Source organism: Curtobacterium sp. UCD-KPL2560 (assembly GCF_001705035.1).
GTDB lineage: Bacteria > Actinomycetota > Actinomycetes > Actinomycetales > Microbacteriaceae > Curtobacterium.
Map to the genome: position 1 here is coordinate 1 of NZ_MCIG01000014.1, position 21,313 is coordinate 21,313.

At 71.0% G+C, this 21,313-nt stretch carries 34 protein-coding genes; 30 read left to right on the forward strand and 4 right to left on the reverse strand.

Annotation, left to right across the window (positions count from 1 at the left end; translation table 11 throughout):
• Positions 1–440 precede the first annotated feature (440 nt).
• On the forward strand, positions 441–1,772 hold the full coding sequence (locus BEP24_RS05590) for a site-specific integrase (protein ID WP_065961191.1): 1,332 nt from the start codon (positions 441–443) through the stop codon (positions 1,770–1,772).
• Here the strand turns inward: BEP24_RS05590 and BEP24_RS05595 are convergent.
• Both BEP24_RS05595 and BEP24_RS17440 read right to left on the reverse strand, forming a co-directional pair.
• The gene (locus tag BEP24_RS05595; protein WP_065961193.1) at positions 1,689–2,081 is read right to left on the reverse strand and encodes an ImmA/IrrE family metallo-endopeptidase; all 393 of its coding nucleotides are present in this window, start codon (positions 2,079–2,081) and stop codon (positions 1,689–1,691) included. The genes BEP24_RS05590 and BEP24_RS05595 overlap by 84 nt on opposite strands.
• 17 nt (positions 2,082–2,098) lie before the next feature.
• Positions 2,099–2,467: a helix-turn-helix transcriptional regulator gene (locus BEP24_RS17440; protein WP_065961194.1), complete on the reverse strand. Its 369-nt coding sequence runs from the start codon at positions 2,465–2,467 to the stop codon at positions 2,099–2,101.
• A 56-nt stretch (positions 2,468–2,523) separates the two neighbouring features.
• Here BEP24_RS17440 and BEP24_RS17445 point away from each other — a divergent pair, with 56 nt between their 5' ends.
• The 12 genes from BEP24_RS17445 to BEP24_RS05655 all read left to right on the forward strand — a co-directional run bounded on the left by BEP24_RS17445 (position 2,524) and on the right by BEP24_RS05655 (position 9,232).
• Positions 2,524–2,778, forward strand: coding sequence for a hypothetical protein (locus BEP24_RS17445; protein ID WP_171898732.1), 255 nt, complete (start codon positions 2,524–2,526; stop codon positions 2,776–2,778).
• Entirely contained in the window at positions 2,775–3,038 is a 264-nt protein-coding gene (locus BEP24_RS05610; RefSeq protein ID WP_065961198.1) for a hypothetical protein, read from the forward strand. The genes BEP24_RS17445 and BEP24_RS05610 overlap by 4 nt, the downstream gene beginning before the upstream one ends.
• Positions 3,035–3,235 (forward strand): hypothetical protein, encoded by a 201-nt coding sequence (locus BEP24_RS05615; protein WP_065961202.1) that lies wholly within the window; start codon positions 3,035–3,037, stop codon positions 3,233–3,235. Before BEP24_RS05610 ends, BEP24_RS05615 begins: the two co-directional genes overlap by 4 nt.
• Positions 3,232–3,405 carry a hypothetical protein gene (locus tag BEP24_RS17450; protein WP_171898733.1) on the forward strand — a complete coding sequence of 58 codons (174 nt, stop codon included), beginning with the start codon at positions 3,232–3,234 and terminating at the stop codon, positions 3,403–3,405. The genes BEP24_RS05615 and BEP24_RS17450 overlap by 4 nt, the downstream gene beginning before the upstream one ends.
• A 199-nt stretch (positions 3,406–3,604) precedes the next feature.
• On the forward strand, positions 3,605–4,885 hold the full coding sequence (locus BEP24_RS05620) for an AAA family ATPase (RefSeq protein WP_065961207.1): 1,281 nt from the start codon (positions 3,605–3,607) through the stop codon (positions 4,883–4,885).
• Positions 4,882–5,202 carry a hypothetical protein gene (locus tag BEP24_RS16940; RefSeq protein ID WP_065961211.1) on the forward strand — a complete coding sequence of 107 codons (321 nt, stop codon included), beginning with the start codon at positions 4,882–4,884 and terminating at the stop codon, positions 5,200–5,202. Before BEP24_RS05620 ends, BEP24_RS16940 begins: the two co-directional genes overlap by 4 nt.
• A gap of 106 nt (positions 5,203–5,308) precedes the next feature.
• Positions 5,309–5,932: a hypothetical protein gene (locus tag BEP24_RS05630; protein ID WP_065961213.1), complete on the forward strand. Its 624-nt coding sequence runs from the start codon at positions 5,309–5,311 to the stop codon at positions 5,930–5,932.
• Positions 5,929–6,921 carry a hypothetical protein gene (locus BEP24_RS05635; protein ID WP_065961216.1) on the forward strand — a complete coding sequence of 331 codons (993 nt, stop codon included), beginning with the start codon at positions 5,929–5,931 and terminating at the stop codon, positions 6,919–6,921. The genes BEP24_RS05630 and BEP24_RS05635 overlap by 4 nt, the downstream gene beginning before the upstream one ends.
• Positions 6,918–7,310: a hypothetical protein gene (locus BEP24_RS05640; protein WP_065961218.1), complete on the forward strand. Its 393-nt coding sequence runs from the start codon at positions 6,918–6,920 to the stop codon at positions 7,308–7,310. Before BEP24_RS05635 ends, BEP24_RS05640 begins: the two co-directional genes overlap by 4 nt.
• Positions 7,311–7,360: 50 nt before the next feature.
• Positions 7,361–7,741 carry a hypothetical protein gene (locus BEP24_RS05645; protein ID WP_065961221.1) on the forward strand — a complete coding sequence of 127 codons (381 nt, stop codon included), beginning with the start codon at positions 7,361–7,363 and terminating at the stop codon, positions 7,739–7,741.
• Complete coding sequence (locus tag BEP24_RS05650; RefSeq protein ID WP_065961223.1) at positions 7,738–8,604, forward strand: DUF2303 family protein; 867 nt, start codon at positions 7,738–7,740, stop codon at positions 8,602–8,604. Before BEP24_RS05645 ends, BEP24_RS05650 begins: the two co-directional genes overlap by 4 nt.
• A 73-nt stretch (positions 8,605–8,677) precedes the next feature.
• Positions 8,678–9,232 carry a hypothetical protein gene (locus BEP24_RS05655; RefSeq protein WP_065961224.1) on the forward strand — a complete coding sequence of 185 codons (555 nt, stop codon included), beginning with the start codon at positions 8,678–8,680 and terminating at the stop codon, positions 9,230–9,232.
• Positions 9,233–9,236: 4 nt separating this feature from the next.
• Here BEP24_RS05655 and BEP24_RS17455 read toward each other — a convergent pair whose 3' ends face one another.
• Positions 9,237–9,530, reverse strand: a complete 294-nt coding sequence (locus tag BEP24_RS17455; protein WP_065961225.1) for a hypothetical protein — start codon at positions 9,528–9,530, stop codon at positions 9,237–9,239.
• A gap of 27 nt (positions 9,531–9,557) precedes the next feature.
• Between BEP24_RS17455 and BEP24_RS05665 the strand changes: the two genes are divergently transcribed.
• From BEP24_RS05665 to BEP24_RS05725, 14 genes are all read left to right on the forward strand, one after another.
• Complete coding sequence (locus BEP24_RS05665; RefSeq protein ID WP_065961227.1) at positions 9,558–9,962, forward strand: HNH endonuclease signature motif containing protein; 405 nt, start codon at positions 9,558–9,560, stop codon at positions 9,960–9,962.
• Positions 9,962–10,795: a hypothetical protein gene (locus tag BEP24_RS05670; protein ID WP_065961229.1), complete on the forward strand. Its 834-nt coding sequence runs from the start codon at positions 9,962–9,964 to the stop codon at positions 10,793–10,795. The genes BEP24_RS05665 and BEP24_RS05670 overlap by 1 nt, the downstream gene beginning before the upstream one ends.
• On the forward strand, positions 10,792–11,232 hold the full coding sequence (locus BEP24_RS05675; RefSeq protein WP_141693364.1) for a hypothetical protein: 441 nt from the start codon (positions 10,792–10,794) through the stop codon (positions 11,230–11,232). The genes BEP24_RS05670 and BEP24_RS05675 overlap by 4 nt, the downstream gene beginning before the upstream one ends.
• Positions 11,229–11,579 carry a hypothetical protein gene (locus BEP24_RS05680; protein ID WP_065961234.1) on the forward strand — a complete coding sequence of 117 codons (351 nt, stop codon included), beginning with the start codon at positions 11,229–11,231 and terminating at the stop codon, positions 11,577–11,579. The genes BEP24_RS05675 and BEP24_RS05680 overlap by 4 nt, the downstream gene beginning before the upstream one ends.
• The gene (locus tag BEP24_RS05685; RefSeq protein ID WP_065961235.1) at positions 11,576–11,878 is read left to right on the forward strand and encodes a hypothetical protein; all 303 of its coding nucleotides are present in this window, start codon (positions 11,576–11,578) and stop codon (positions 11,876–11,878) included. Before BEP24_RS05680 ends, BEP24_RS05685 begins: the two co-directional genes overlap by 4 nt.
• Positions 11,878–12,438: a single-stranded DNA-binding protein gene (locus tag BEP24_RS05690; protein ID WP_065961240.1), complete on the forward strand. Its 561-nt coding sequence runs from the start codon at positions 11,878–11,880 to the stop codon at positions 12,436–12,438. Before BEP24_RS05685 ends, BEP24_RS05690 begins: the two co-directional genes overlap by 1 nt.
• A complete protein-coding gene (locus BEP24_RS17460; protein WP_171898734.1) occupies positions 12,438–12,578 on the forward strand; it encodes a hypothetical protein in 141 nt (46 codons plus the stop codon). The genes BEP24_RS05690 and BEP24_RS17460 overlap by 1 nt, the downstream gene beginning before the upstream one ends.
• Positions 12,575–13,342 (forward strand): hypothetical protein, encoded by a 768-nt coding sequence (locus tag BEP24_RS05695; protein WP_065961242.1) that lies wholly within the window; start codon positions 12,575–12,577, stop codon positions 13,340–13,342. Before BEP24_RS17460 ends, BEP24_RS05695 begins: the two co-directional genes overlap by 4 nt.
• Positions 13,339–13,884, forward strand: a complete 546-nt coding sequence (locus BEP24_RS05700) for a hypothetical protein (protein ID WP_065961246.1) — start codon at positions 13,339–13,341, stop codon at positions 13,882–13,884. Before BEP24_RS05695 ends, BEP24_RS05700 begins: the two co-directional genes overlap by 4 nt.
• Positions 13,877–14,296 (forward strand): hypothetical protein, encoded by a 420-nt coding sequence (locus tag BEP24_RS05705; RefSeq protein ID WP_065961247.1) that lies wholly within the window; start codon positions 13,877–13,879, stop codon positions 14,294–14,296. The genes BEP24_RS05700 and BEP24_RS05705 overlap by 8 nt, the downstream gene beginning before the upstream one ends.
• Positions 14,293–14,499 carry a hypothetical protein gene (locus tag BEP24_RS05710; RefSeq protein WP_065961248.1) on the forward strand — a complete coding sequence of 69 codons (207 nt, stop codon included), beginning with the start codon at positions 14,293–14,295 and terminating at the stop codon, positions 14,497–14,499. The genes BEP24_RS05705 and BEP24_RS05710 overlap by 4 nt, the downstream gene beginning before the upstream one ends.
• Before the next feature lie 598 nt (positions 14,500–15,097).
• Positions 15,098–15,376 carry a hypothetical protein gene (locus BEP24_RS05715; RefSeq protein ID WP_065961250.1) on the forward strand — a complete coding sequence of 93 codons (279 nt, stop codon included), beginning with the start codon at positions 15,098–15,100 and terminating at the stop codon, positions 15,374–15,376.
• 135 nt (positions 15,377–15,511) lie between these two features.
• Positions 15,512–15,889, forward strand: coding sequence for a hypothetical protein (locus BEP24_RS05720; protein ID WP_065961253.1), 378 nt, complete (start codon positions 15,512–15,514; stop codon positions 15,887–15,889).
• Positions 15,890–15,933: 44 nt separating this feature from the next.
• Positions 15,934–16,446 (forward strand): helix-turn-helix domain-containing protein, encoded by a 513-nt coding sequence (locus tag BEP24_RS05725; protein ID WP_141693365.1) that lies wholly within the window; start codon positions 15,934–15,936, stop codon positions 16,444–16,446.
• Positions 16,447–16,489: 43 nt separating this feature from the next.
• Here the strand turns inward: BEP24_RS05725 and BEP24_RS05730 are convergent, their stop codons facing one another.
• Positions 16,490–17,122 (reverse strand): DUF4145 domain-containing protein, encoded by a 633-nt coding sequence (locus BEP24_RS05730; protein ID WP_083230127.1) that lies wholly within the window; start codon positions 17,120–17,122, stop codon positions 16,490–16,492.
• Between the two features lie 26 nt (positions 17,123–17,148).
• On the opposite strand from BEP24_RS05730, the gene BEP24_RS05735 reads away from it, so the two are divergent.
• From BEP24_RS05735 to BEP24_RS05745, 3 genes are read left to right on the forward strand one after another with little or no spacing between them, the layout of a single operon-like run.
• Positions 17,149–18,450 carry a phage terminase large subunit gene (locus BEP24_RS05735; RefSeq protein WP_065961257.1) on the forward strand — a complete coding sequence of 434 codons (1,302 nt, stop codon included), beginning with the start codon at positions 17,149–17,151 and terminating at the stop codon, positions 18,448–18,450.
• A 15-nt stretch (positions 18,451–18,465) separates the two neighbouring features.
• Positions 18,466–20,091, forward strand: coding sequence for a phage portal protein (locus BEP24_RS05740; RefSeq protein ID WP_065961258.1), 1,626 nt, complete (start codon positions 18,466–18,468; stop codon positions 20,089–20,091).
• On the forward strand, positions 20,051–21,307 hold the full coding sequence (locus tag BEP24_RS05745; RefSeq protein WP_065961259.1) for a phage minor capsid protein: 1,257 nt from the start codon (positions 20,051–20,053) through the stop codon (positions 21,305–21,307). Before BEP24_RS05740 ends, BEP24_RS05745 begins: the two co-directional genes overlap by 41 nt.
• Positions 21,308–21,313: the final 6 nt, after the last annotated feature.

Sequence of the window (21,313 nt, forward strand, 5' to 3'; positions counted from 1 at the left end):
GGGGCACGGGGCGGGCACGGGGGCGCCCGGGAACGACGAAGGCCCCGCCGCAGTGCGACGGGGCCTTCTGTGTTGTGCGCTCGAAGGGACTCGAACCCCCAACCTTCTGATCCGTAGTCAGAAACGATGTGCCCTATCCGACTTGCAATCTGTCAGATGTGCCTACTATCGTGTCACACGTGCTTCCAACGGCTTGCACAAGCCGATACCGATGTCTACACGGATCGGCCACACCAGCCCGGGAACACGAAAGGGGGCCGCGACCCTGCCAGGTCACGGCCCCAGCCCCACCAGTGAGTCAGCACCAGAGGAACACCATGCACCGTACGACGAACCGCCGACGTAGAAGAACGACGCACACCGGCGTCCTCAGCGACGGCCGATGGGGCGCGCACGACAGAAGATGAGCCGGCGCCGCGGGCGCCCACCAGGAGGACCGCGTGACGAACCGCACCCGCGGCAAGGGCGAGGGCGCCGTCTACCGCGTCCCCGCCGACAAGGCACTCCCCCTCGAGTACTGGACGGCGAGCGTCGAGCTCCCCGCACGGGACGGGAAGCGGCGCCGGAAGGTCGTCCGGTCGAAGGACAAGGCCACGGTGCTCAGGAAGCTCCGGGCCCTGCAGCGCGACCTCGAGCGGACCGGTGACCTGCCGACGGCATCGATGACGCTCGAGGCGTGGCTCCACATCTGGTTCGAGCAGATCGCAGTCGAGCGCGTCCGGCCGAAGACCGCGGCGACGTACCAGTCGCTCATCGTGCAGCACATCATCCCCGCGATCGGGGGCGTCCGGCTCGACAAGCTCGAGCCCGCCCACGTGCGGCGGCTGCGCGACGCGATCACGGCGAAGGGCCGAGCTCCATCGACCGCGCTGCAGGCGCACCGGGTCCTCGCGACCGCGCTCCGCGACGCCGAGCGAGAGGGGCGCGTGACGCGGAACGTCACCACGCTCGTCGACGCGCCCCGCCGAGGCCGCGTGTCGCTCGTGACCCTCGACGCTGCCGCCGGCATCCGCATCCTCGACCACGCGTCGAAGGACAGCGTCCGCATGGGCTCGCGCTGGGCGATGGCTCTCCTCACCGGCGCCCGCCAGGGCGAGTGCCTGGGCCTCGAACTCGACCGAGTCACCGCCGACCGGCTCGACATCTCCTGGCAGCTCCAGCGACTCACCTGGTCGCACGGCTGCAACCCGCCGGAGCCCCGCCGACCGCGCTGCGGTCGCATCCGCGGGACCGACTGCCCGGACCGGTACCTCCGCGCACCCGCCGACCACGAGGTCCGCCACATCAGCGGCGGCCTCTGGTTCACCCGCCCGAAGTCAGCCGCCGGCTGGCGGACGATCCCCCTCGTCGAGCCGCTGCGGTCGATCATCGAGCGGCGGCTCGAGGTCGCGGCGTCCGAGCCGAACCCGCACGGTCTCGTGTGGACGGCCCCGCCGAAGCGGGACCCGTACGTCGAGACGCCGCGCCCGCTCGACGGGGCACCCATCGACCCGGCGAAGGACAACTACGCCTGGCACCAGCTCCTCGCCGACGTCGGCGTCCGCGACGCTCGGCTCCACGACGCGCGCCACACGACCGCGGACCTTCTGCTGCAAGCCGGCGTCGCCGAGCCGGTCATCATGGAGATCCTCGGGCAGTCGACGCTCTCGGCGATGCGCGGCTACCTGAGCCGGGGGAACCACACGCTCCTAGGCGACGCTCTCTCCCGCATCTCCGCCCGCCTGACGACGGACGTTCCACCAGACGCGCCAGAGCTTTCCGCTCACGCCTAGCTCCGCGGCGATCTTCGCCGGGTCCTGCGTCCACGCGCAGATTTCCGCCGCCTCCTCGTCGTCGATGAGGTGGAGCGCGGCGTACCGATCGGCTTGCACCTCGTGCTTCGGTCGGTCGTCGCGGTGGCCGAGGTCGGCGTGTCCGATCTCGTGAGCGAGGGCCGACCGGTCGTGCACGGCACGCATGCCGGACCTGATGACGATGAGGTTGTGGTCCGGGTACCAGAAGCCGTTCGCGGATCGGATGGGGCGGTGGATGACGTCGATCCCTAGCTGCGCTGCGTGCTCGTAGGGGTCGTACCGTCCCACTCGTTCCCCCAGTCTGGTCAGTCGCTCTCGTCGGTGTCGGACTCCGGGTCGCGGGGGTTGGCCGCGCGCGCCTCGGTTGTCGTCTCGAGCTGGTCCGCGCTCCAGGTGCGCAGGTCGGTCACATTGTGCGTGGCCTCCACCGACATTCGCTCAGCGTCTCGGAGCGCCTCGGCGTACAGCACGTCAGCGGGGACGCCGATCGCCTCGGCGACACGCTGGAACGACTTCGACGGGATGTCGACCTTCCCGTTCATGTACCGCTGGATCGTCGACAGGCTGATGCCGGAGCGCTCCGCGATCTGCTCGCGGTTGAGGCGCTGCTTCGCGTACGCGCCCCGCAGGACGGCCGCGAGGGCCTGGTTGATGAAGTCCGAGGGCTGGGGCACGACACCAGAGTAGCGGCGGAAACTGCCACATCTGACAAAAAAGTAGTCGAATCGGCTTGCACAAGTCAGAAGTGACGGGTAACTTGCCACATGTGACAAGAAGACTCCCCGCCACGGACCCGGCTCAGCGCATCGCTGACGCCATCGTCTCCCGTGGCACCGACACGGCCACCGTCGCTCTCGCCGCCGGCCTGCCCGTCTCGGACCTCGAAGACCACCTGCGCACGGGTGATCTGACGATGGCCGAGATCGTGCGGGTCGGCGGCGTCCTGCGTCTCGGGCCGTCTGACCTCTACGGAGCCACCGCATGACCCAGACCACCATCGACGACGCCCCTGCCGTCGAGCTCCCCCAGCTCTCGGACTACGTGAAGTTCGAGAAGCTCGCGTACGCCGTACCGACGTTCGCGACCCTCGTGGAGGTGTCCGAGGACACCATCCGGAGGAACATCGACGCCGGTGCCCTGACGGTGAGATACCCGACGACCGCCGGCCGCAAGCCGATCGTGTTCATCGAGGACGCCGTCAACTGGCTGCGCCACCTCCCGACCGAGAAGCCGAGCGCAGCATGAGCACCCTCGTCGCCCACCGCTCGCACACCGGCACCCTGAGCGCGCGGAAGCCAGCGGACCTCCGCACCGAACTGGACCGAGCGATCGTCCCGGCCTCGGCCGCCGCGCGGGCCAGCGTCACCGCCACCGTGAAGGCGCGGTGCGGTGAGCAGGCCGCGCAGGTGCTCGCGATGCTCGGGCTCCCGGTGGCGTCGTGAGGGCCGTGCTGGCGCTCGTCGCCCTCTCGTTCGTCGCCGCGCTGTTCGCGTCCGCCGCCGACCGGTACTCGGTCGTCTGGGCCGCGCTCGCCTGGGCCGTCGTCGTCCTGTTCGTCGCCGCCCTCCTCCGCCTCCACTCCGTCATCAACGCCGAGCCGGCCGACGAGTGACCAGGGCGCACGGCGTCTGCTGCGCCTGCCCTGTCTGCTGGCCCACCTCATCGAGCCCGCTCGACGACGACCGCGACGGCAAGGCCATCGCCAGGGCCGCCGAGCTCGACGACCCGACCGACTGCGACTGACCACCGCAGCGCCTCTCCGCGCCCCACTCCGGGAGCGCGTCATCAGCCATCCCCTCAAGGAGAACATCGTGACCAACCCGAACCCCGCACCACTGCGAGTCCTCGCGCTGAACGTCGAGAACTACAAGCGCCTCACCGCGGTCGAGATCAGACCGGACGGCGACGTCGTCCTCATCGGCGGCCGGAACGCGCAGGGCAAGACGTCCATCCTCGACGCGATCTACGCCGTGCTCAAGGGCGGCGCCGCTGCCCGCGAGACGGTGCAGCCGATCCGCGACGGCCAGGACACCGCGGTCGCCCGGCTCGAGATCGGCGACGAGCACGGCACCGTCGCCTACGTCGCCACCCGCCGGTGGACGAAGGACGACGCCGGCACCCTCACCGTCGAGTCGTCCGACCACGCGCGCTTCTCGTCGCCGCAGAAGCTCCTCGACGGGATGCTTGGCTCGATCACGCTCGACCCGCTCGCGTTCACCCGCATGGACGCGAAGAAGCAGCTCGCGACGCTCATCGACGCCCTCGGCGACTCGCTCGGGTTCGACCCCGTGAAGCTGGACGCCGAGCGGAAGGGCGTCTACGACCGCCGCACCGAGGTCGGCCGGGCCGTCACCCGCCTCGAGGGGCAGCTCGGCAGCTACCCGGCGCCGGACCCGACGGTCCCCGCCGAGGAGGTGTCCGCCGCGGACCTGCTCGCGACGGTCGAGGCCGTGTCGCGGCAGAACCGCGCGATCGACACGGCGATCGAGACCGCACGGCAGGCGCGTGCCGACCGAGAACGGGCGGCCGACGCGCTCGTCGCCGCGCAGAACGCCCTCACGGCTGCGACCACCCGCGCGACGGAGACGGTCGCGGCGGCTCGGGCGCTCGGCGACCGGGACGACCCGCAGCCGTTCCTCGATCAGCTCGCCGAGCTCGACAAGGTGAACGAGCGGGTCCGGCAGCAGCGCGACCGCGCCGCCCTCGCCGAGGAGCTGTCCGACCGGAAGCGGGAGCAGGCGCAGCACACGCTCCGCCTCGAGGAGATCGACCGGCAGAAGGCCGACGGCATCGCTGCCGCGAAGCTGCCCGTCCCCGGGCTCGGCTTCGACGCCGACGGCGTGACGCTCAACGGCATCCCGTTCTCGCAGGCGTCCACCGCCGAGCAGGTGCGAGTCTCGACCGCCCTCGCGATGGCCGGCGACCCGACGATCCGCGTCATGCGCATCGACGGCGGCGAGTCCCTCGACTCCGATTCGCTCGCGATCGTCGAGCAGCTCGCCGCGGAGAAGTCGTACCAGGTGTGGATCTCCCGGGTCGACGAGTCTCGGTCGGTCGGCTTCACGATCGAGGACGGGACGGTCGTCGCGTGAGCGCCGCAGAGGCCCGCGCTGCCCTCGAGGAAGCGCATCAGCACCAGCTTCGGGGCCACGACTACGACGCCAACCAGTCGATCGCGAAGGCGCAGGCTCTTGCGACGATCGCCCTCGCCGAGGAGCAGCGGACCGCGAACCTCATCGCCCTGTTCGACGAGGAGGGCCCCGAGGTCTTCCGTGCTCCGGAGATCCCCGCGACGAGCATCGGCACCCCGGTCGAGCTGCGGCAGGCCCGCCGCGCCGCGAGCGAGGCGGTCCGGACGCAGTACCTCGTGCTCGCCGCCGACATCGCGGAACGGCTGGATCTGTCGTGATCGCGCTCGTCGTCCTCGGCGCCGTCACCGGCGCGCTCGGATGCACCGCTTTAGTGCAGTGCCTCGCCCCCATGTTCGACCGCTCGCACGAAGGGAGCACCCACCGATGACCTGGCAGGACCGCATCATCGTCGACGGCCGCGACCGCGACCTGTGGCTCGGCGCACGCCGGCAGGTGATCGGCGCGTACGACGCGAAGAAGCTCGCGAAGCCGACGAGCGTCGACAAGTACCTCGCGTCGAAGCTCGCCGAGAAGTCGTTCACTGGGAACGCCTACACGGAGGAGGGGCACCGCTGGGAGCCGCTGATGCTCGCCTACGCGGGCATCCCGCAGAACAGCGCGCTGATCCACTCCCTCGACGAGCCCGGCCACGCGGCGACCCCGGACGGGCTCCGCGTGAACCCGGACGGCCGGCTCACCCTCGCCGAGTGCAAGGCCCGCCTCGGCCGGATCACGGACGGCCCCGAGCGGGAGGAGTGGCGGCAGCTCGCGTGGCAGTTCCGCGTCCTCCCCGAGGCCGACGAGATCGAGTTCCTGTGGGTCGAGCTCGTCAAGAACGAGCACGGCGAGTGGGACCTCCGCGAGGGTCTGCACGGCATCCCGCGCCGGCTCGTCGTCACCCGCGACCACCCGAAGGTCGTCGAGGCGCTCGCCCTCATCGTCCCCATCGCCACTGACCTCCTCGCGCGGCTCCGCGTCGCGCTGACCTACGAACGGAGAGCCGCATGAGCACCGAGATCACGACGTACGTCCGGGCGACGCTCGCCGAGAAGCGCGACTACGTGCAGACGATCGCGCAGGCCGGCGAACTGCTGCCGAAGGGCCTCTGGCACAACGTCCGGAACCCCGACACGAACATGATGGAGCAGCGCCCCTCCCCCGGGAAGGTCATGCTCGTCGTCGAGACGGGCCTGATGCTCGGCGTGCACCCGATGGCCGCTCTGCAGGGCATAGACGTCATCGAGGGCCACCCGACGATCAAGCCTGCGCTCATGTCGGCGCTGCTCCGGCAGGCGGGGCACTCGCTCCGCATCCGGCAGACCGGCTCCGTCCGCGGCGGCGACCTCGCCGTCACGACGACGCTGATCCGCAAGGACGACCCGGAGTTCCCTTACGAGTACACGTGGACGCCGCAGGACGCCGTCGACGCGGGCCTGCTCGACTCGTACGCGCCGGACGCCGAGGGCGTGTGGCGGCCCCGGGCACGGTCGAAGGACGGCAAGCCGCTGCCGTGGGAGCTGTTCACGGCGCGCCTCTGCCGGTGGCGATCGCTGTCCGACGCCGCGTCGGCTGGCGGCGAGGACGTCCTCATGGGCCTGCACTACACGGCCGAGGAGCTCGGCGCGACCGTAGACAGCGAGGGCGCCGTGGTCGAGGCAGGCCCCGCCGAGCCCGCGACTCCGGCCCGTGCCTGGTCGGATGAAATCGCGGCCGCGACGACGCACGAGCAGGTCGAGGCGGTGCTCGACGAGGCTCGCGCCAGCGACGAACTCACGGACGCTCTGCGCACCGCGGCGATGACCCGCCACGGCATGCTCGGCGCCCCGGCTGCGGAACCGGCAGAGCCCGACGTCGAGCCCATTCCTGAGGTCGAACCTGAGCCCGTCGTCGCCCAGCCGACGGGAGAGCCTGCGCCGGTGTCCTCGCCTGAGCTCTCCGACGACGCCTGGTTCGAACAGGCTGAGGCGGACGCTGCCCGGTACGGAGGCCAGCCGTGAGCACGCAGGACATCGCTCGGATGGACACCGGCGAGATCGTCACCTACGAGCCCGTCACACCGATCGAGCTCGAGTTCATGATCCGCGAGCTCGGCGAACGGCTCGAGCGGGCCGTGCCTGCGATCAAGCAGATGTGGCACGAGCGGTACGAGGCCGAACGAGCGCTCATCAAGGCGCGCGCCGAGGCGCTGCTCCGGTCGAAGGCGATGAGCGTGACCGAGAAGCGCGCGGAGGCGGACCTCGCGGTCATGCCGCACCGGCTCGACTTCGACCTCAAGAAGGAGACCCTGCACGCCGCCGAGGAGCTGCAGAAGGCCCTCGCTGCCCGCCTCATGGGCCTGCAGAACATCAACAAGGTGCTCGGCCAGGCCTACGGCGCCTCGCGCTGACCCACAGACCACCGGCCGCCCGGCCGGTTCATCCCAGGAAGGGAACACCCATGTCCAAGGACGAGACGCAGAAGAAGCCCGGGAGCTTCGCCGCGTTCCTCGCGTCGACGAGACCGAAGACGGACCTCGAACTGCACGAGGAGCTCACGAAGCTCGTCGCCGCGATCGAGGAGACGGGGAAGGGCGGCACGATCACGCTCACCCTCGAGCTCAAGCCGATCGACGACGCCGTCAGCGCCCTCAAGGTCAACGACAAGATCACCGTCAAGCGGCCCGAGAAGAACCGTCAGGGGTCGATCACGTACGTCGACCGCGACCACACGCTGTCCCGCCGCGACCCGTCGTCGATGCCCCTCTTCGACGACGACGACATCCGCAATGCACCCGCCCACGACCCCGCCACTGGGGAGATCAAGGAGCTCGACGCATGACCAACTACACCGACACCCCCGAGGCCGCCGTCGTCGCGGACCTCGCCCGCCAGGCCGCCAGCGCGGAGGCTCTGTCCCCGGGCGTCGTCTACGGGACGGCCGGTCACGACGGGTCGACCCGCGTGGTCGACACCGACGCCTACGCCGACTCCCCCCGGCACATCACCGCGGCTCGCGTCGTCGGCGACGCCGAGTCGTTCGTCCGGTACGTCGAGAAGCATGTCATCGACGGGCACACCGAGGTCTACGCCGACACCCCGACGTCGAACGTCATCGCCGTGCTCGACTCTCACGACGCATCGCAGGGCGGGTGGCAGAAGCACACCGCGCGCCTCGAGCTGCGGCACACGAAGTCGTGGGATGCGTGGACGAAGGTCGACGGGAAGCTCCTCGAGCAAACCGAGTTCGCCGAGTTCATCGAGCAGCAGGCCCTCGACGTCCGGAAGCCGGACACCGCGGTCCTCATCGAGCTCGCGCAGTCGTTCCAGGCGAAGTCGTCCGTCGACTTCGAGGGCGGCGAGCGGCTCGACTCCGGGCAGGTGCGGCTCAACTACAAGGAGACCGTCTCCGCCCGCGCCGGCCAGAAGGGGCACATCGAGATCCCGACGGAGCTCGAGCTGCTGCTCCGCCCGTACATCGGCGGCCCCGTGTACCTCGTCGTCGCGCGGTTCCGGTACCGGCTCCGCGGATCGCAGCTCGGTCTCGGGATCGTCCTGCAGCGCCCGCAGGAGATCCTCGACGCCGCGTTCGCCGACATCGTCTCCGAGATCCGCGACGGCAAGACCGTCACGAAGGACGGCGAGACGACCCAGGTGCACGACGGCATCCCCGCGAGCGTGCCGGTCTTCTCCGGCCGCCCGTAGCTCAGCCGGGGCGGTGGCCTCTTGCACAGGCCACCGCCCCACCCACACTCCACCCCCTTGCGAGAGACACAGCATGGAACCCCAGGATCGCACGGTCGCCCCGCTCGTCGGCGGACTCGACCTCTCCCTCACCGACACCGGAATCGCGACGATCACCGCGGATGGCCGGATCATTGTCAGCCGCGCCCGCTCCGCAGGCAAGAAGACCGACTCCCTCGCCACGAAGGCCCAACGCTTCGAGCAGCACGCCGACGCCATCTGCGCTGCGGTCGCTGACTGCGCGGACGTCGTCGTCGAGTCGCCCGCCTACGGCATGCCTCAGGGCGCCGTGGATCTCGGCGGCCTCCGTTGGCTCGTACTCACCCGTCTGGTCGCCGCTGGCCACCGCGTGCACGAGATCAACCCGATGCACGTCAAGAAGTACGCGACCGGGGAGACCCGCGCGGACAAGGACGTTGTGCTGGCCTCGGTCGTGAAGCGGTACCCGCAGGCCGACGTGACGAACAACAACACCGCGGACGCCGTCGTTCTCGCCTCGATGCTCGCCCGCCACGTCGGCCACCCCGTCGAGAACGAGCTGTCGCAGGCCCGCTGGGACGCGTTCGGGAAGGTTGCGTGGTCCGCTTGAGCTCCTACAGCCAGACGAGCGAGATCGCGTCAGCCGCGGCACCAGTGATAACACCTGAACCGACGATTACGGCGTCACGGAGCGCGATGGTGGGCGCGTTCCTCAACGATCGTGCCTGCGCGCGCAGAATCGAGTTCGCCTGGCCGTACGAAACCTGGTCAGGATCCTCGGGTGCCCGCGCAGCGTCGAAGTCGCGCTTGTCCTGGGTTGCGGAGCGATACACCCGCCACAGCCCGAGCAGCGTGAGCACGACCGAAGCGAGGATGAGCGCTCCGACGAGCAGCTTGAGCGACAGCATGCGGCTGAGCGTAGCGGGAGCTCCAACGTGATCGGCCCGAAGGCCGACCAGCCGACCACCACGGATGCGCGGCGCGCGTACGCGATCGTGACCGAGCGCGACGAGCAGCAGTGCCAGCGGTGCTGGCGCGGCGGCGTCGCGCAGCGGGACCACCGGAAGAACCGCTCGCAGGGCGGCCGGACGGCGGCGTCGAACCTGCATCTGCTCTGCCCGGACTGCCACCTGTGGAAAACGGACCACCCCACCGATGCCGCGCACGACGGCTGGGGCGTCCCGGGATGGGCCGAGCCTGAGGCGTTCCCGGCCCGCAGGTGGGTGCGCACGGGCGTCGGGACGCTCCGACAGGCATGGGTCCTCTACGACGACGAGGGCGGCGTGCACGAGATCAGCGCCGCCGAGGCGCGAAGACGAATGGAAGGAGGTGGCGGCTGATGCCTTGGTTCAAGGTCGACGACGGGCTGCCGTCCTCGAGGAAGGTGCTCGGCATCCCCCGCCGGGACCGCCTCGCGGCGATCGGGCTGTGGACTCTGGGCGGCGCGTGGAGCGCGAAGGAGCTGCAGGACGGCGCCGTGCCGAGCTACATGATCGTCGAGCTGGGCGGTACGCGACGCGTTGCCGAGGCTCTCGTGACCGCCGGCCTCTGGTCGCGCACCTCGACGGGCTACTCGTTCGTGAACTGGGACGAGTTCCAGCCCACGAAGGCGGACGTCGTCGCCGCTCGGGAGAAGAACGCCGAGAAGCTGCGGAAGTGGCGGCGTCGTAACCAGGAGCAGAACCAAGAAGAAACCGGGTCCGTAACCGGGTTACAGGACGGTTCGGATGAGGTTCGTAACCCTGCCCCCGTCCCGTCCCGTCCCGACCCGACCTCTCCTCCTACCGGAGGAGAAGACGTCGCGGACCGCGCCGACGTCACCGAGCTCTGCGAGCTGCTCGCGGACCTCGTCGAGGAGAACGGCTCGAAGCGGCCCGCCGTGACGAAGGCGTCGCGCGACTCGGCCCGGCTGCTCCTCGACCGCGATGGCCGCGAGCTCGACGCCGCGAAGCGCCTCGTGCGGTGGACGCAGGGCGACTCGTTCTGGCAGGGCAACGTCCTGTCGATGCCGACCTTCCGCAAGCAGTACGACCGGCTCCGGCTCGCCGCGAACCGCCAGCTCGAGGAACGGCGCCAGAGCTCACCGCGCACCAACACCCGCGACGCCGAGCTGCTCGCGTTCGCGACCGCCGCAGACACCTCGACCCCCACGAGACAGGAGATCACCCGATGATCGAGCCCGAAGTGCGCCGCCTCCTCACGCTCATCTCTGGCGGCTACGACAACCGCAAGCTGTCGGCCGTCACCGCTGAGGTGTGGACGATGGAGCTCGGCGACGTCGACTTCGATGTCGCGTGGACCGCGGTCCGCAACCACTTCCGGAAGCCCGCGCCCCGCGAGTACCTGGATCTCGGCGTGCTGCTCGAGCAGATCCGGGTCGACACCCGGCAGACACCGGCGGCGATCGAGGAGGACGTGCGGTCGGCGAAGGCGCGCGGCTTCATCGAGGCATCGTGGCCGGCCCGGCAGGCGCTCCCCCGCGACGTCGCTGCTCGGCTCGCTGCGGCACGCATGGAGTTCGCGATCGCGGCGGAGGCCATCGAGGCGGGCGTCGTCGAGACGCCTCGAGCGTTGACGGTGGGGACGGTCGGGCGGGAGGTGCCCGGATGAGCGACGACGCGTGGGCGAACTTCGTCGCGCAGCTCGACCCGGCCGCCGTGGAGGCGGAGCGGATGCGGGTGCACGGCGACCTCGACGCCGAGCGGCCGTGGTCTCGGCAGGACCACGAGGTCCGGTTCGCCCACGACTACGTCCGTCGCGACTTCTGGGCGCGGATGCGCGGCGAGGTTGAGCGGCGCACGGTCCGCAGCCAGATCGCGGACGCCGACCGGGAGATCCGCGCCCGCGGCTTCGACCAGGGCGTCACGGCGGCGGACGACAGCGACATCGAGGCGGCCATCCGGTCGTACTCGCAGAGACAGGCGGCCGAGGCCGCAGACGCAAGGACAGCAGCATGACCGACAAGACCGTGAAGGCCACCGCCTTCCTGCAGATCGAGCCCGAGTGGCCGAGCTACCTCGGCGCGGGCGACCGCGACAACCCCGCCAGCGTCCGCGGCGCGAAGGTCGTCGCCGTCACCCAGCGCCGCTCCCCGAAGCCGCGCGCCGGTGTCCTGGAGGTCGCCGTCACCGTCGAGATCCCCGCGAGCGCGTTCGTGCCCCTGCGCCCGGAGGCGACCATCGTGATCCCCGCGGACCTGACGATCGCGCACCCCGTCGTCGTCGAGGCCACCGACCCGAACGAGGAGGCCCGCTGATGGCCGGCGAGACGATCATCACCGTCGTCGGCAACCTCACCGCCGACCCGGAGCTGCGGTACACGCAGAACGGCCTCGCGGTCGCGAACTTCACGATCGCGAGCACCCCGCGAACCCTGAACCGACAGACGAACGAGTGGGTCGACGGCGATGCGCTGTTCCTCCGCGCGTCCGCATGGCGAGAGTTCGCCGAGCACATCGCCGGCAGCCTCACGAAGGGCGCTCGCGTCATCGCGCAGGGGCGGCTCCGGCAGCGGAGCTATCAGGACCGTGACGGGCAGCAACGCACGAGCATCGAGCTCGAGGTCGACGAGATCGGCCCGTCGCTCCGCTACGCGACCGCGCAGGTCGTCCGGGCGGCGCGCGGCGGGAACGGCGCCGCGACCGGCGGCGGCCAGCAGCCCGGGGCGCACTACGGGCAGCAGGTCGACCACTCGGCCACGGGCAACGCGTACCAGGGCAACGCCTGGCCCGCGGACCAGGCGGGCCAGCCGGGCGGCGCCCAGGGGCAGGACGTGTGGGCCGGGCAGCAGTCCTTCGACGACGAGACGCCGTTCTGATGCCGCTCACGCAGGGCAACGACACGGGCGGCTACGACTTCGGCGACCCGAAGTCCCCGAGCTACCTCACCGCGGCCGAGCAGCGGGCCGCCCGCGCACGACAGCTCCGCGAGGAGCACGACACCAGGAGAGCCCAGTGACCACCACCACACCCGAGGTCGACGACGAGCTCGCGATCGCGCTGCTCGTCGAGCGCGCACGTCGCCGCCTCGCCGAGGCCCCCGAGCTCGTCGAGTACGTCCGCATCCGCCGGCTCCCCGGCGGCGCGGTCCGTGACGGACAGCCGGGCGCTCCGTCCCGCACCCCGCCCGCTCCGCTGCACGTCGGTGCGCTCGACGACGCCGACGCCCTGTACGTCGACCTCGTCGGACACGTCCGCCGGTGGGCCCGCGACTTGTCGATCACGACGCTCAAGGTCGCGCTCCGCTCCGGGCAGTGGACCACCGACGGGGTGCTGCTCGGCTTCCGGTCGACCACCACCCCGCCCGGCGCCGCCGAGCTCACCCGGGACCTCACCGGCTGGCTGCTCCTCCACCTGGACCGGATCGCCGCGCACCCCGGCGGCCCCGAGTTCCTGTGGGACGTCGCGCACGCCGTCGAGCTGGTCTACTCCCGGTTCCCGCTCGAGGCCCGCCCCGACCGGCCACACTGGAAGCGGCCCTGCGAGCAGTGCGGCGAGTACGCCGTCACCGCCGACTGGTCCCCCGACGCGGAGATCCGTGACGTCACCGTCTGGTGCGAGTCCTGCTCCCACGTCCTCGTGTCCACGGACTCCGCCGGCACCGTCCACGTCCGCGGCACCGAGTCCCCCGACCAGCGCACCGCCGGCCGGAAGGTCGCCCGCATCGTACGGCAGATCGCCGTCGGCACGTCCGTCCCCCGCATCGAAGGAGCACCCGCATGAACGCCCTGCAGAACCTCATCGACGTCGCGACCGGCAAGACCATGCACCTGTTCGACGGCCCCTGCCCGGACCACGTCGAGGGTTGGGACAGCCGCGACGACGAGTGCCCCGCCTGCCGGGTCATCGTCGCCGCCGAGCGCCAGCAGACCCAGCCGCCCGCCCCCGCGGTCACCCCGCTGGAACCGCTCCACCTGACCGAGGCAGGGGCCGCGTCGTTCCACGCCGCCATGCAGGACCAGCACGTGCCCGCCTCGCTGCCGACGCGCGAGCAGATCGCAGAAGCGATCCGGTACGTCTACGACGTCGAGATAGCGAAAGTCACGACGCCGGGCAAGCCGTACCCGGCGGACTACCGGGCGGCCGACGCCGTGCTCGCCCTGCTCTCGCGGCCGACCCCGACCGCCGAGGAGGCGGAGTGCGGCGCGCGCCACCCGCACTTCCCGGCAGTCACCTCGTCGTGCACGCAGCCGCTCGGCCACGACGGGCCGCACGCCAGCGTGGACGGCTACATCCAGTGGCCGGAGGAGGGCGACCGTGGCTGACCCGTGCACCCCGTCGACCGAGCACGTCCGCGCGGTGTACGCCGGCCAGCACGGCGCGATCCTGGCGGACGAGCACGGCCGTGAGTTCGACCGGTGGCTAGCCGAGCACGACCGAGAGAGGATGACCCCCATGACGGACACGAACTGGGACGAGCTGCCCTGGATCGAGCGAGCGACGATCGTCGCGACCGAGAGCCTGTGGCGAGACGCCGGCACCCGCTTGACCTACGCTGCTGAGTCCGCACGGAACCCGGCGGACACGCGGGTGTCGTCGAGGACGCTCACCCACTACGAGGGGCGCGTGCAGGGCCGGCACGCCGATCTCGGCGAGGTCTCGTCGGACGGGACGACCGTGACGACCAGGGTCTCGACGCCGAAGGTGGCGAGCCGCTGGGTCGACGAGCCGCGGTGACCGGACTCGACCCGAAGCGGCTCGTCACCCTCCGCGACGCCGAGAAGCTCGTCGGCCGCTCCCGCCGCACCCTGCTCGCCTGGCAGGCCGACGGGATGCCGACCGAGCTTCTCGGCGGGACCCGGCACGTCCGCGTCTGCGACCTCCTCGACTGGCAGCGGGAGAACGGCCGCCGCCACGGCCGCGCACGCGATTACCTCTGACACCCGAACGGGGTACACCCGAACTGCACCCCCAGGGTGATATGCTTCGCATGCACCACGACTCGGCCCGGACATCTGTCCGGGCCGTTCGTGTATCCGGGCTACCGGCGGCGCGGCGAGCGTCGATCAGCGGAACCACACATCGTGCTCTCTCGCAGAGCGCGCGCCTCGCGCCTCGGCGCCCCTCCGCACTCGCCCTCGATCTTCCCCGTGCCCGCCGACACGCACCGCTACCGCACACGCCGCAACCGGACAACCGCAGCCCAGCCCCGCTGCACTCGTCGCCTTGCTCACCGAGCGGGCTTCCGGACGCCGCCAGCGAACCACCGCACGCGGCGCGAGCACGGGGAACCCCTCTCCGGGGTAGGGCGTCAACGCGTGTCCCGCCATGCACGCGAAGGTCCGCCGCAGTACGGCCGCTGATTCTCCCGGCCGAGACGACCTGCGCCCACCCCTGAGACCCCGACCACGAGGAGACACCCGTGCCCGACACCGTCGCCACCTGCCCCCGCTGCGGATGGGCCTCCGAGCCCACCGCCGACCCGGCACCCGCGCTCGCCTACCACCAGGCGAACGACTGCCCCGAGCGGTAGCCCCGATGGCCGGCCTCAACCTCGGCGCCGACTTCAACGCCGCGCTCGTCACCCTCGCAGGGTGGGACCAGAACGCAGTCGACGCCTCGACCCTGTCGATCGCGTTCGTGAACCAGGGCGGCCAGACCACTATCCGCGCCACCGCGACCGCGAACGTCGACACCAACGCGCTCAACGCTCTCATCCGCGAGTACATCCCCGCACCACCCGAGCCGACCCCCGTCGACCCGCCCGCCACGGACACCGATGTCCTCAAGGCCACCACGGATGAGCCGGCCGCCTGACGCGGACGACCCGCACCTCACCGCGCACCGCACCCGGCGCAACCGCAGACCCGACCCGCCCCTACACCCCGAGACCCTCGCGGAACTCGACCTGGTCATGGACGACGTCATCGAAGACCGGAGCTGAGGGAGAGCATGAGCGCGTTCAGCCCCCGGCAGATGTTCCTCCTCGACGAGGCCTGCAAGCCGATCGCCGAAGCGTTCGACGCGACGCCCTACCTCGTCGGCACCGCCGTCACCCCGTCCGCAGGGGGACGCGGAGACTACCGAGACGTCGACGTCCGCCTCATGCTCGCCCCCGAGCGGTACGACGCCCTCCACTCCGTCGCGCCCGACCTCATCCCGTTCCTCGGCATCGCGATCGGCGAGTACCTCGCGTCCCTCACGGGGCTCCCCATCGACTTCCAGATCCAGCACGCCGACGTCGCCAACGACCGCCACCACGGCAGCCGCAACCCCCTGGGCCTCCGCACCCTCGCGAACTACCGAGGAGACGCGCACCCCGAGGCCTGACCACCCTTCGATGAGCGTCCAGGCGGCGCACGGAGACGAGAACCATGACCGACGAGGCCCAGACCCTTGGCCCAGTCCAGGACCCCGCCGTACGCGCACGAGTCGCCGAGCTGCACGCGTCCGGCATGGGGCGCAACGCGATCGCGTCGGAGCTCGGTCTCGGCACGTCGACGGTCACCCGGATCGCGAAGGCCCTCGGGCTGGACTTCTCCCGCGCGCAGACGGCGGTCGCGGTCGCTGCCCGGGTCCGGACGCTCAAGGAGCGACGGGCGGACATCGTGGCGCGGCTCTACACCCGGGCGGAGGCGAACCTCGACCGGCTCGAGGCAGAGACGTTCCGGACGCTCGTCCGTGGTGAGGGCGGCGCGGAGCACGCGACGACACTCGACTTCGTCCCGCCCGAGCACGACCGGGCGCTCGTCGCGACGATCAGCACCGCGCTGACCGCTGCCGCGAAGCTCGAGCTGCAGGACGGCGACCAGAAGGCCGACGACGCGAAGTCGCTGCTGCGGAACCTCGGCGCGGCGCTGCAGGCCATCCCCGACGGGGACGAGTAGACGCCTCGGTCCGGGTGTGTTCGGGTCACGCCCGGGCCGGGTGCTACTTCGCCTGGCGCTTCGCCTTCACCCTGGCGACGCGCGCTGGCCCTTGGAAAACCTCGCTGAGCACTTCAGCCATCAGGGCGAGGATCTCCTCCGAATCGGTGTCGTCGATGGGGACGTCGATGTCACCGTGTGCCATGTCGTTCCCCGCGAAGCGCACCTCGTGTGCAAGTTCGGCGATGGCCGGTCGGATGAGGCCGGCGTCACGCATCGCGTCGATCTTCACGGCGAGAGTGCCCCGATCGATGCCCTTCGCCTTCGCAGTTGCCTCTACGACAGTGCGCGCCATGAGCACTGCGGCCATGTGGTTCCCCACGGACCGACTCGAGTAGGCCTCTCTCGCCGCGCGAGCGATCGACTCTGGCACGTCGGATACATCAGGGCTAACGCCGACCCGCGGCCACCAGTCGATGTCTTCGTCCCTGACGGACGTGAGGGCGCGGTTGACCCAGGTGATGTCCTGACCCTCGATGCCGTTGGGAGGGAAGAGAGTTGCGTCACCGGTCGACGGCTCGGAGCACTGGTCACAAGTCGCCGCGAACTGCACTCGCCCCCCGGACCGCGTGAGCGATCCCCACCGGAGGGTGAAGTGCGAGTAGCTCTGGCAGAAGGGGCACGTCGTCGAGGCCATGCCGCCATTCTGACCGATCCTCGGGGGTGAAGGTGTCCCTCGACTCGTTCGTCCGGTCCCCGTTTTCCGGGAAGCAGCTCCGCAGCATCCGTGACTGCACCGCCTCGGTCAACATCTGGGACGGGTCGATCCGTGCCGGCAAGACGCTCGTGTCCCTGTTCGCGTGGATGATCTTCATCGCCGACGCCCCGCCCACCGGCGAGGTCGTGATGATCGGCCGGACCCGGGAGTCGATCGCCCGCAACATCTTCGGCGTGCTGCAGGACCGCACCCTGTTCGGCGACCTCGCTGACCAGGTCGTCTACACGCCCGGCGCCCCGACCGGCTACATCCTCGGCCGCCGCGTGCACGTCATCGGCGCGTCCGACGTGAAGGCCGAGAAGACCATCCGAGGCATGACCGTGGCCGGCGCGTACGTCGACGAGGTCACCGTCATCCCCGAGGAGTTCTTCACCCAGCTGCTCGGCCGCATGTCGGTGAAGGGCGCCCGCCTGTTCGGGACCACGAACCCCGACAACCCAGCGCACTGGCTCAAGCGGAAGTTCCTCGACCGCATCGCCGAGCTCCCCGACTGGCGGTACTTCCAGTTCCGGATGACCGACAACCCGTCGCTCACCCCCGAGTTCATCGCCGCGAAGCACCGAGAGTTCACGGGCCTGTGGTTCCGCCGGTTCATCCTCGGCGAGTGGGTCGCCGCCGAGGGCGCGGTCTACGACATGTGGGACCCCGACCGGCACGTCGTCCGCTTCGACGACATGCCCCCGATCCGCCGGTTCCTCGGCGTCGGCATCGACTACGGCACGAACCACGCGACGTCCGCGATCGCGCTCGGCCTCGGCTACGACCGCCGCCTGTACCTGATGGACGAGCTCCGCATCGACGCCGCCCAGTCGCAGCACCGGTTCACGGACTCCGAGCAGGCGCGCCTCGTGAAGCAGTGGCTCCCGAAGGCGCACATGCCCGAGGACTACGGCCTCAAGCCGGAGTGGATGATCGCCGACCAGGCCGGCGCGTCGTTCCGCGAGGAGCTGTCCCGCGACCGGCCCGGCGAGCCGCCCGTGCACACGCACGCCGCGGACAAGGACGTCAAGTACGGGATCAGCACCATCGCGTCCCTCCTCGGCGACGACAACCTCCGCGTCTCCGACCGCTGCCAGGGTTTCATCACCGAGGCACCCGGCTACTCGTGGGACCCGAAGCGGGTGCAGGCCGGCCACGACGAGCCGATCAAGGTCGCCGACGACTCCCTCGACGCCGGCCGGTACATCGTCACCACGCTCGAGCACCAGTGGCGCTCCGAGCTCCGCACGCTCACCCCATCGTTCTGACCCGAGGAGGTTCGGATGCCGCTGCCGATCAGCGACCCGAAGGCCGCATGGCCGCCGGCCCGCCTTTCGAACGTCCTCGGCAAGGTCAAGGAGTGGGACGCCTGGTGGACGGGCGACCTGGACCGCCTCGCGGCCGTGTACGGCGGCGTCGACGCGACCCGGCAGGCGACCGGCGGCGCGGTCGTGAAGGTCGCCCGGTCGGTCAAGCGCTGGTTCGTCGGGGAGCCGACCGCCGGGCAGGACCGGAACACGAAGGTCCCGATGCCCGTCGCGGCGGAGATGTGCCAGGCGTCGTCGGACCTGCTGTTCTCCGACCCGTTCACGGTCACGGTGAAGGCGGCGAAGACGCAGGCGCGGCTCGACGAGATCCTCGACGATGACTTCCACACCACGATCGCGGAGGCCGCCGAGATGGCGGCAGCGCACGGCGGCGTGTACCTCGTCGCGGCGTGGGACGACAAGGTCGCGCAGCAGGCGTTCCCCACGGTCCGCGCCACCGACCAGGCCGACCCCGAGTTCCGGTTCGGCCGCCTCACGGCGGTCACGTTCTGGTCCGTCGTGAAGACCGAGGGCGACAACGTGTGGCGCCACCTCGAGCGGCACGAGATCGCGAACGGCGTCGGCGTCATCCTCCACGGGCTCTACCAGGGCACGGCCGACACGCTCGGCATCAGTGTCGGCCTCGACCACTCCGAGGTCACCGCGCCCCTCGCCGTGCACGTCGACCTGAACCTGCCCGGCACGATCACCACGGGCAGCCCGGGCCTCGCGGTCACGTACGTCCCGAACCAGACGCCGAACCGGCTGTGGCGCACCGACACCGTCGGCCGGAACCTCGGGCGGTCCGACCTCGACGGCACCGAACGTCTCATGGACGAGCTCGTCGAGACGATGTCCGACCTGATGCGCGCACGCCGAGCCGCTCGTGCCCGGGTGCTGTACTCGAAGCCGCTCGCCAAGTCGATGGGCGTCGGCAAGGGCAACGCGATCGACACCGCGCAGGAGACCTACGTCGGCGTCGAGGCGCTCGGCGGCAAGGATCAGGCACGGCTCACCGACATGGTGCAGGTCGTCCAGCCCACGTTCGACCCGACCGGGTACCTCGCGACCGCACGGGCTCTGCTCGAGCAGATCGTCGAGCTCGCCGGCTACTCGGCGCAGACGTTCGGCCTCGACACCGGCTCGTCCGGCGACTCCGCCGGCAGCCGCACCGCGACCGAGGTCGAGTCGCGGGAGCGGCGGTCGCTGATGACCCGCGGCCGGAAGCTCCGCGAGTGGAAGCCCGCGCTGCTCCGGTTCGTCGAGAAGCTGCTCCTCGTCGACGCGCACGTCTTCGCGACGGGCGCGACCGACGTCACGGACCTCGCCATCGAGTTCTCCGACGGTGTGCAGGACAACCCGCTCGCCCTCGCGCAGACCGCGCTCGCCCTGTACCAGGGCCAGTCCGCGTCCGTCGAGGAGCGCGTGGCGATCCTGCACCCCGACTGGCAGGACACCGAGGTGCAGAAGGAGGCCGCGAAGATCCGCGAGGAGTTCGCGCTCGGCGGCCTCAACGACCCGGCGATGGCCGGCTTCGACGCGAACACCGAGGGGGCCGCCCGTGGCGACGAACCAGGAGCCGCAGAGCCGACCGACCGCTGAGGCCGTCGCGGCGCTCGTCGCACTCCATATCGCTGCCGAGTCGCACCTGCTCGACACGATCACGGAGATCCTCCGCCGGTCGGGGTCGCTCGCGTCGGCGCTGCCAGGCATCCGCCGCGTCGTGCGGCAGGTCGTCCAGCAGCTCGCCGCCCGCACCCCGGCGCTCGTCGACGAGGTCATCAACGGGGAGCTGATCGACGGCGCCGCGACCGCCGAGCGGGAGGTGCTGGCGGACATCGTGCAGCTCACCGACGGCGGGGCGCAGAAGGCGATCGAGGGTCGCATCCGGCGGGTCCTCGGCCGCGAACTGCCGGCGGGCGCGTCCAGGGGGTCGCCCGGCGGCATCCCGCCTCGCCGGCCCCCGGGCTCGGCGCTCGTGCCGGCGGGACGGCCGCGGGACTTCGACCTCAGCGTCCCGACGTCGGTGCGCGCCGAGGCCGCGATCCGGGAGTCGCTCGTCTCCGAGCTGCAGGACGTGCGCCGCCGCATCACCCGCCTCGACAACGACATCTACAAGATGCTCGCCCCGCAGGCCGCCCGCGTGCAGGTGCTCGACGTCGAACTCACCCCGGCGCAGGCGCAGGCGATCGCGTGGCGGGACTTCACGTCGAACGGGATCACCGGGTTCACCGACAAGTCCGGCCGCGAGTGGTCGCTGTCGGCGTACACGGAGATGGCGGTCCGGACCGCGGCGGCCCGCGCGTTCAACGCCTCCCACCTCGAGCGGATGCACGCGATCGGGGTGCGCTACTTCACCGTGTCCGACGTCGGCTCCCCGTGCCCGCTGTGCCTGCCGTGGCAGGGCGCTGTGCTGACCGACGGGACCGTGCCCGCCCCGGAGCTGCGGGTCGACGCGACGATCGCGGAGGCGGCCGCACGAGGCCTGTTCCACCCGAACTGCCGCCACTACCTCACCGCCGTATTCCCCGGCATCACCACGCTCCCGCCCCGTCAGGAGTGGACGCCCGCGCACGAGGCCCGCTACCGGGCCGTGCAGAAGCAGCGCCGCCTCGAGCTGGCGGTGCGGAAGGCAAAGCGGCAGCAGGAGAACGCGCTCGACGGCGACCGGGCGGCCGACGCGAAGGCGAAGGTCCGGGCGGCGCAGAAGCGGCTCCGGGACCACGTCAACAGCCGCGACGACCTCGCCCGCAACTCGCGGCGCGAGCAGCCGCACCTCCGCGACGCGTACGCGCAGATCCCGCTCTTCACCAGCTAGGAGGCC

Bases quoted from the DNA above. Each gene is read 5' to 3' on its own strand.
- BEP24_RS05635 (WP_065961216.1), top strand. From the start codon at position 5,929: ATGAGCACCGAGATCACGACGTACGTCCGGGCGACGCTCGCCGAGAAG.
- BEP24_RS17455 (WP_065961225.1), bottom strand. From the start codon at position 9,530: ATGCTGTCGCTCAAGCTGCTCGTCGGAGCGCTCATCCTCGCTTCGGTC.
- BEP24_RS05740 (WP_065961258.1), top strand. From the start codon at position 18,466: ATGCCGCTGCCGATCAGCGACCCGAAGGCCGCATGGCCGCCGGCCCGC.
- BEP24_RS05670 (WP_065961229.1), top strand. From the start codon at position 9,962: ATGCCTTGGTTCAAGGTCGACGACGGGCTGCCGTCCTCGAGGAAGGTG.
- BEP24_RS17460 (WP_171898734.1), top strand. From the start codon at position 12,438: ATGCCGCTCACGCAGGGCAACGACACGGGCGGCTACGACTTCGGCGAC.
- BEP24_RS05630 (WP_065961213.1), top strand. From the start codon at position 5,309: ATGACCTGGCAGGACCGCATCATCGTCGACGGCCGCGACCGCGACCTG.
- BEP24_RS05700 (WP_065961246.1), top strand. From the start codon at position 13,339: ATGAACGCCCTGCAGAACCTCATCGACGTCGCGACCGGCAAGACCATG.
- BEP24_RS05655 (WP_065961224.1), top strand. From the start codon at position 8,678: ATGGAACCCCAGGATCGCACGGTCGCCCCGCTCGTCGGCGGACTCGAC.
- BEP24_RS05645 (WP_065961221.1), top strand. From the start codon at position 7,361: ATGTCCAAGGACGAGACGCAGAAGAAGCCCGGGAGCTTCGCCGCGTTC.
- BEP24_RS05690 (WP_065961240.1), top strand. From the start codon at position 11,878: ATGGCCGGCGAGACGATCATCACCGTCGTCGGCAACCTCACCGCCGAC.
- BEP24_RS05720 (WP_065961253.1), top strand. From the start codon at position 15,512: ATGAGCGCGTTCAGCCCCCGGCAGATGTTCCTCCTCGACGAGGCCTGC.
- BEP24_RS05610 (WP_065961198.1), top strand. From the start codon at position 2,775: ATGACCCAGACCACCATCGACGACGCCCCTGCCGTCGAGCTCCCCCAG.
- BEP24_RS05615 (WP_065961202.1), top strand. From the start codon at position 3,035: ATGAGCACCCTCGTCGCCCACCGCTCGCACACCGGCACCCTGAGCGCG.
- BEP24_RS05675 (WP_141693364.1), top strand. From the start codon at position 10,792: ATGATCGAGCCCGAAGTGCGCCGCCTCCTCACGCTCATCTCTGGCGGC.
- BEP24_RS05730 (WP_083230127.1), bottom strand. From the start codon at position 17,122: ATGGCCTCGACGACGTGCCCCTTCTGCCAGAGCTACTCGCACTTCACC.
- BEP24_RS05650 (WP_065961223.1), top strand. From the start codon at position 7,738: ATGACCAACTACACCGACACCCCCGAGGCCGCCGTCGTCGCGGACCTC.
- BEP24_RS05715 (WP_065961250.1), top strand. From the start codon at position 15,098: ATGGCCGGCCTCAACCTCGGCGCCGACTTCAACGCCGCGCTCGTCACC.
- BEP24_RS05725 (WP_141693365.1), top strand. From the start codon at position 15,934: ATGACCGACGAGGCCCAGACCCTTGGCCCAGTCCAGGACCCCGCCGTA.
- BEP24_RS05680 (WP_065961234.1), top strand. From the start codon at position 11,229: ATGAGCGACGACGCGTGGGCGAACTTCGTCGCGCAGCTCGACCCGGCC.
- BEP24_RS05685 (WP_065961235.1), top strand. From the start codon at position 11,576: ATGACCGACAAGACCGTGAAGGCCACCGCCTTCCTGCAGATCGAGCCC.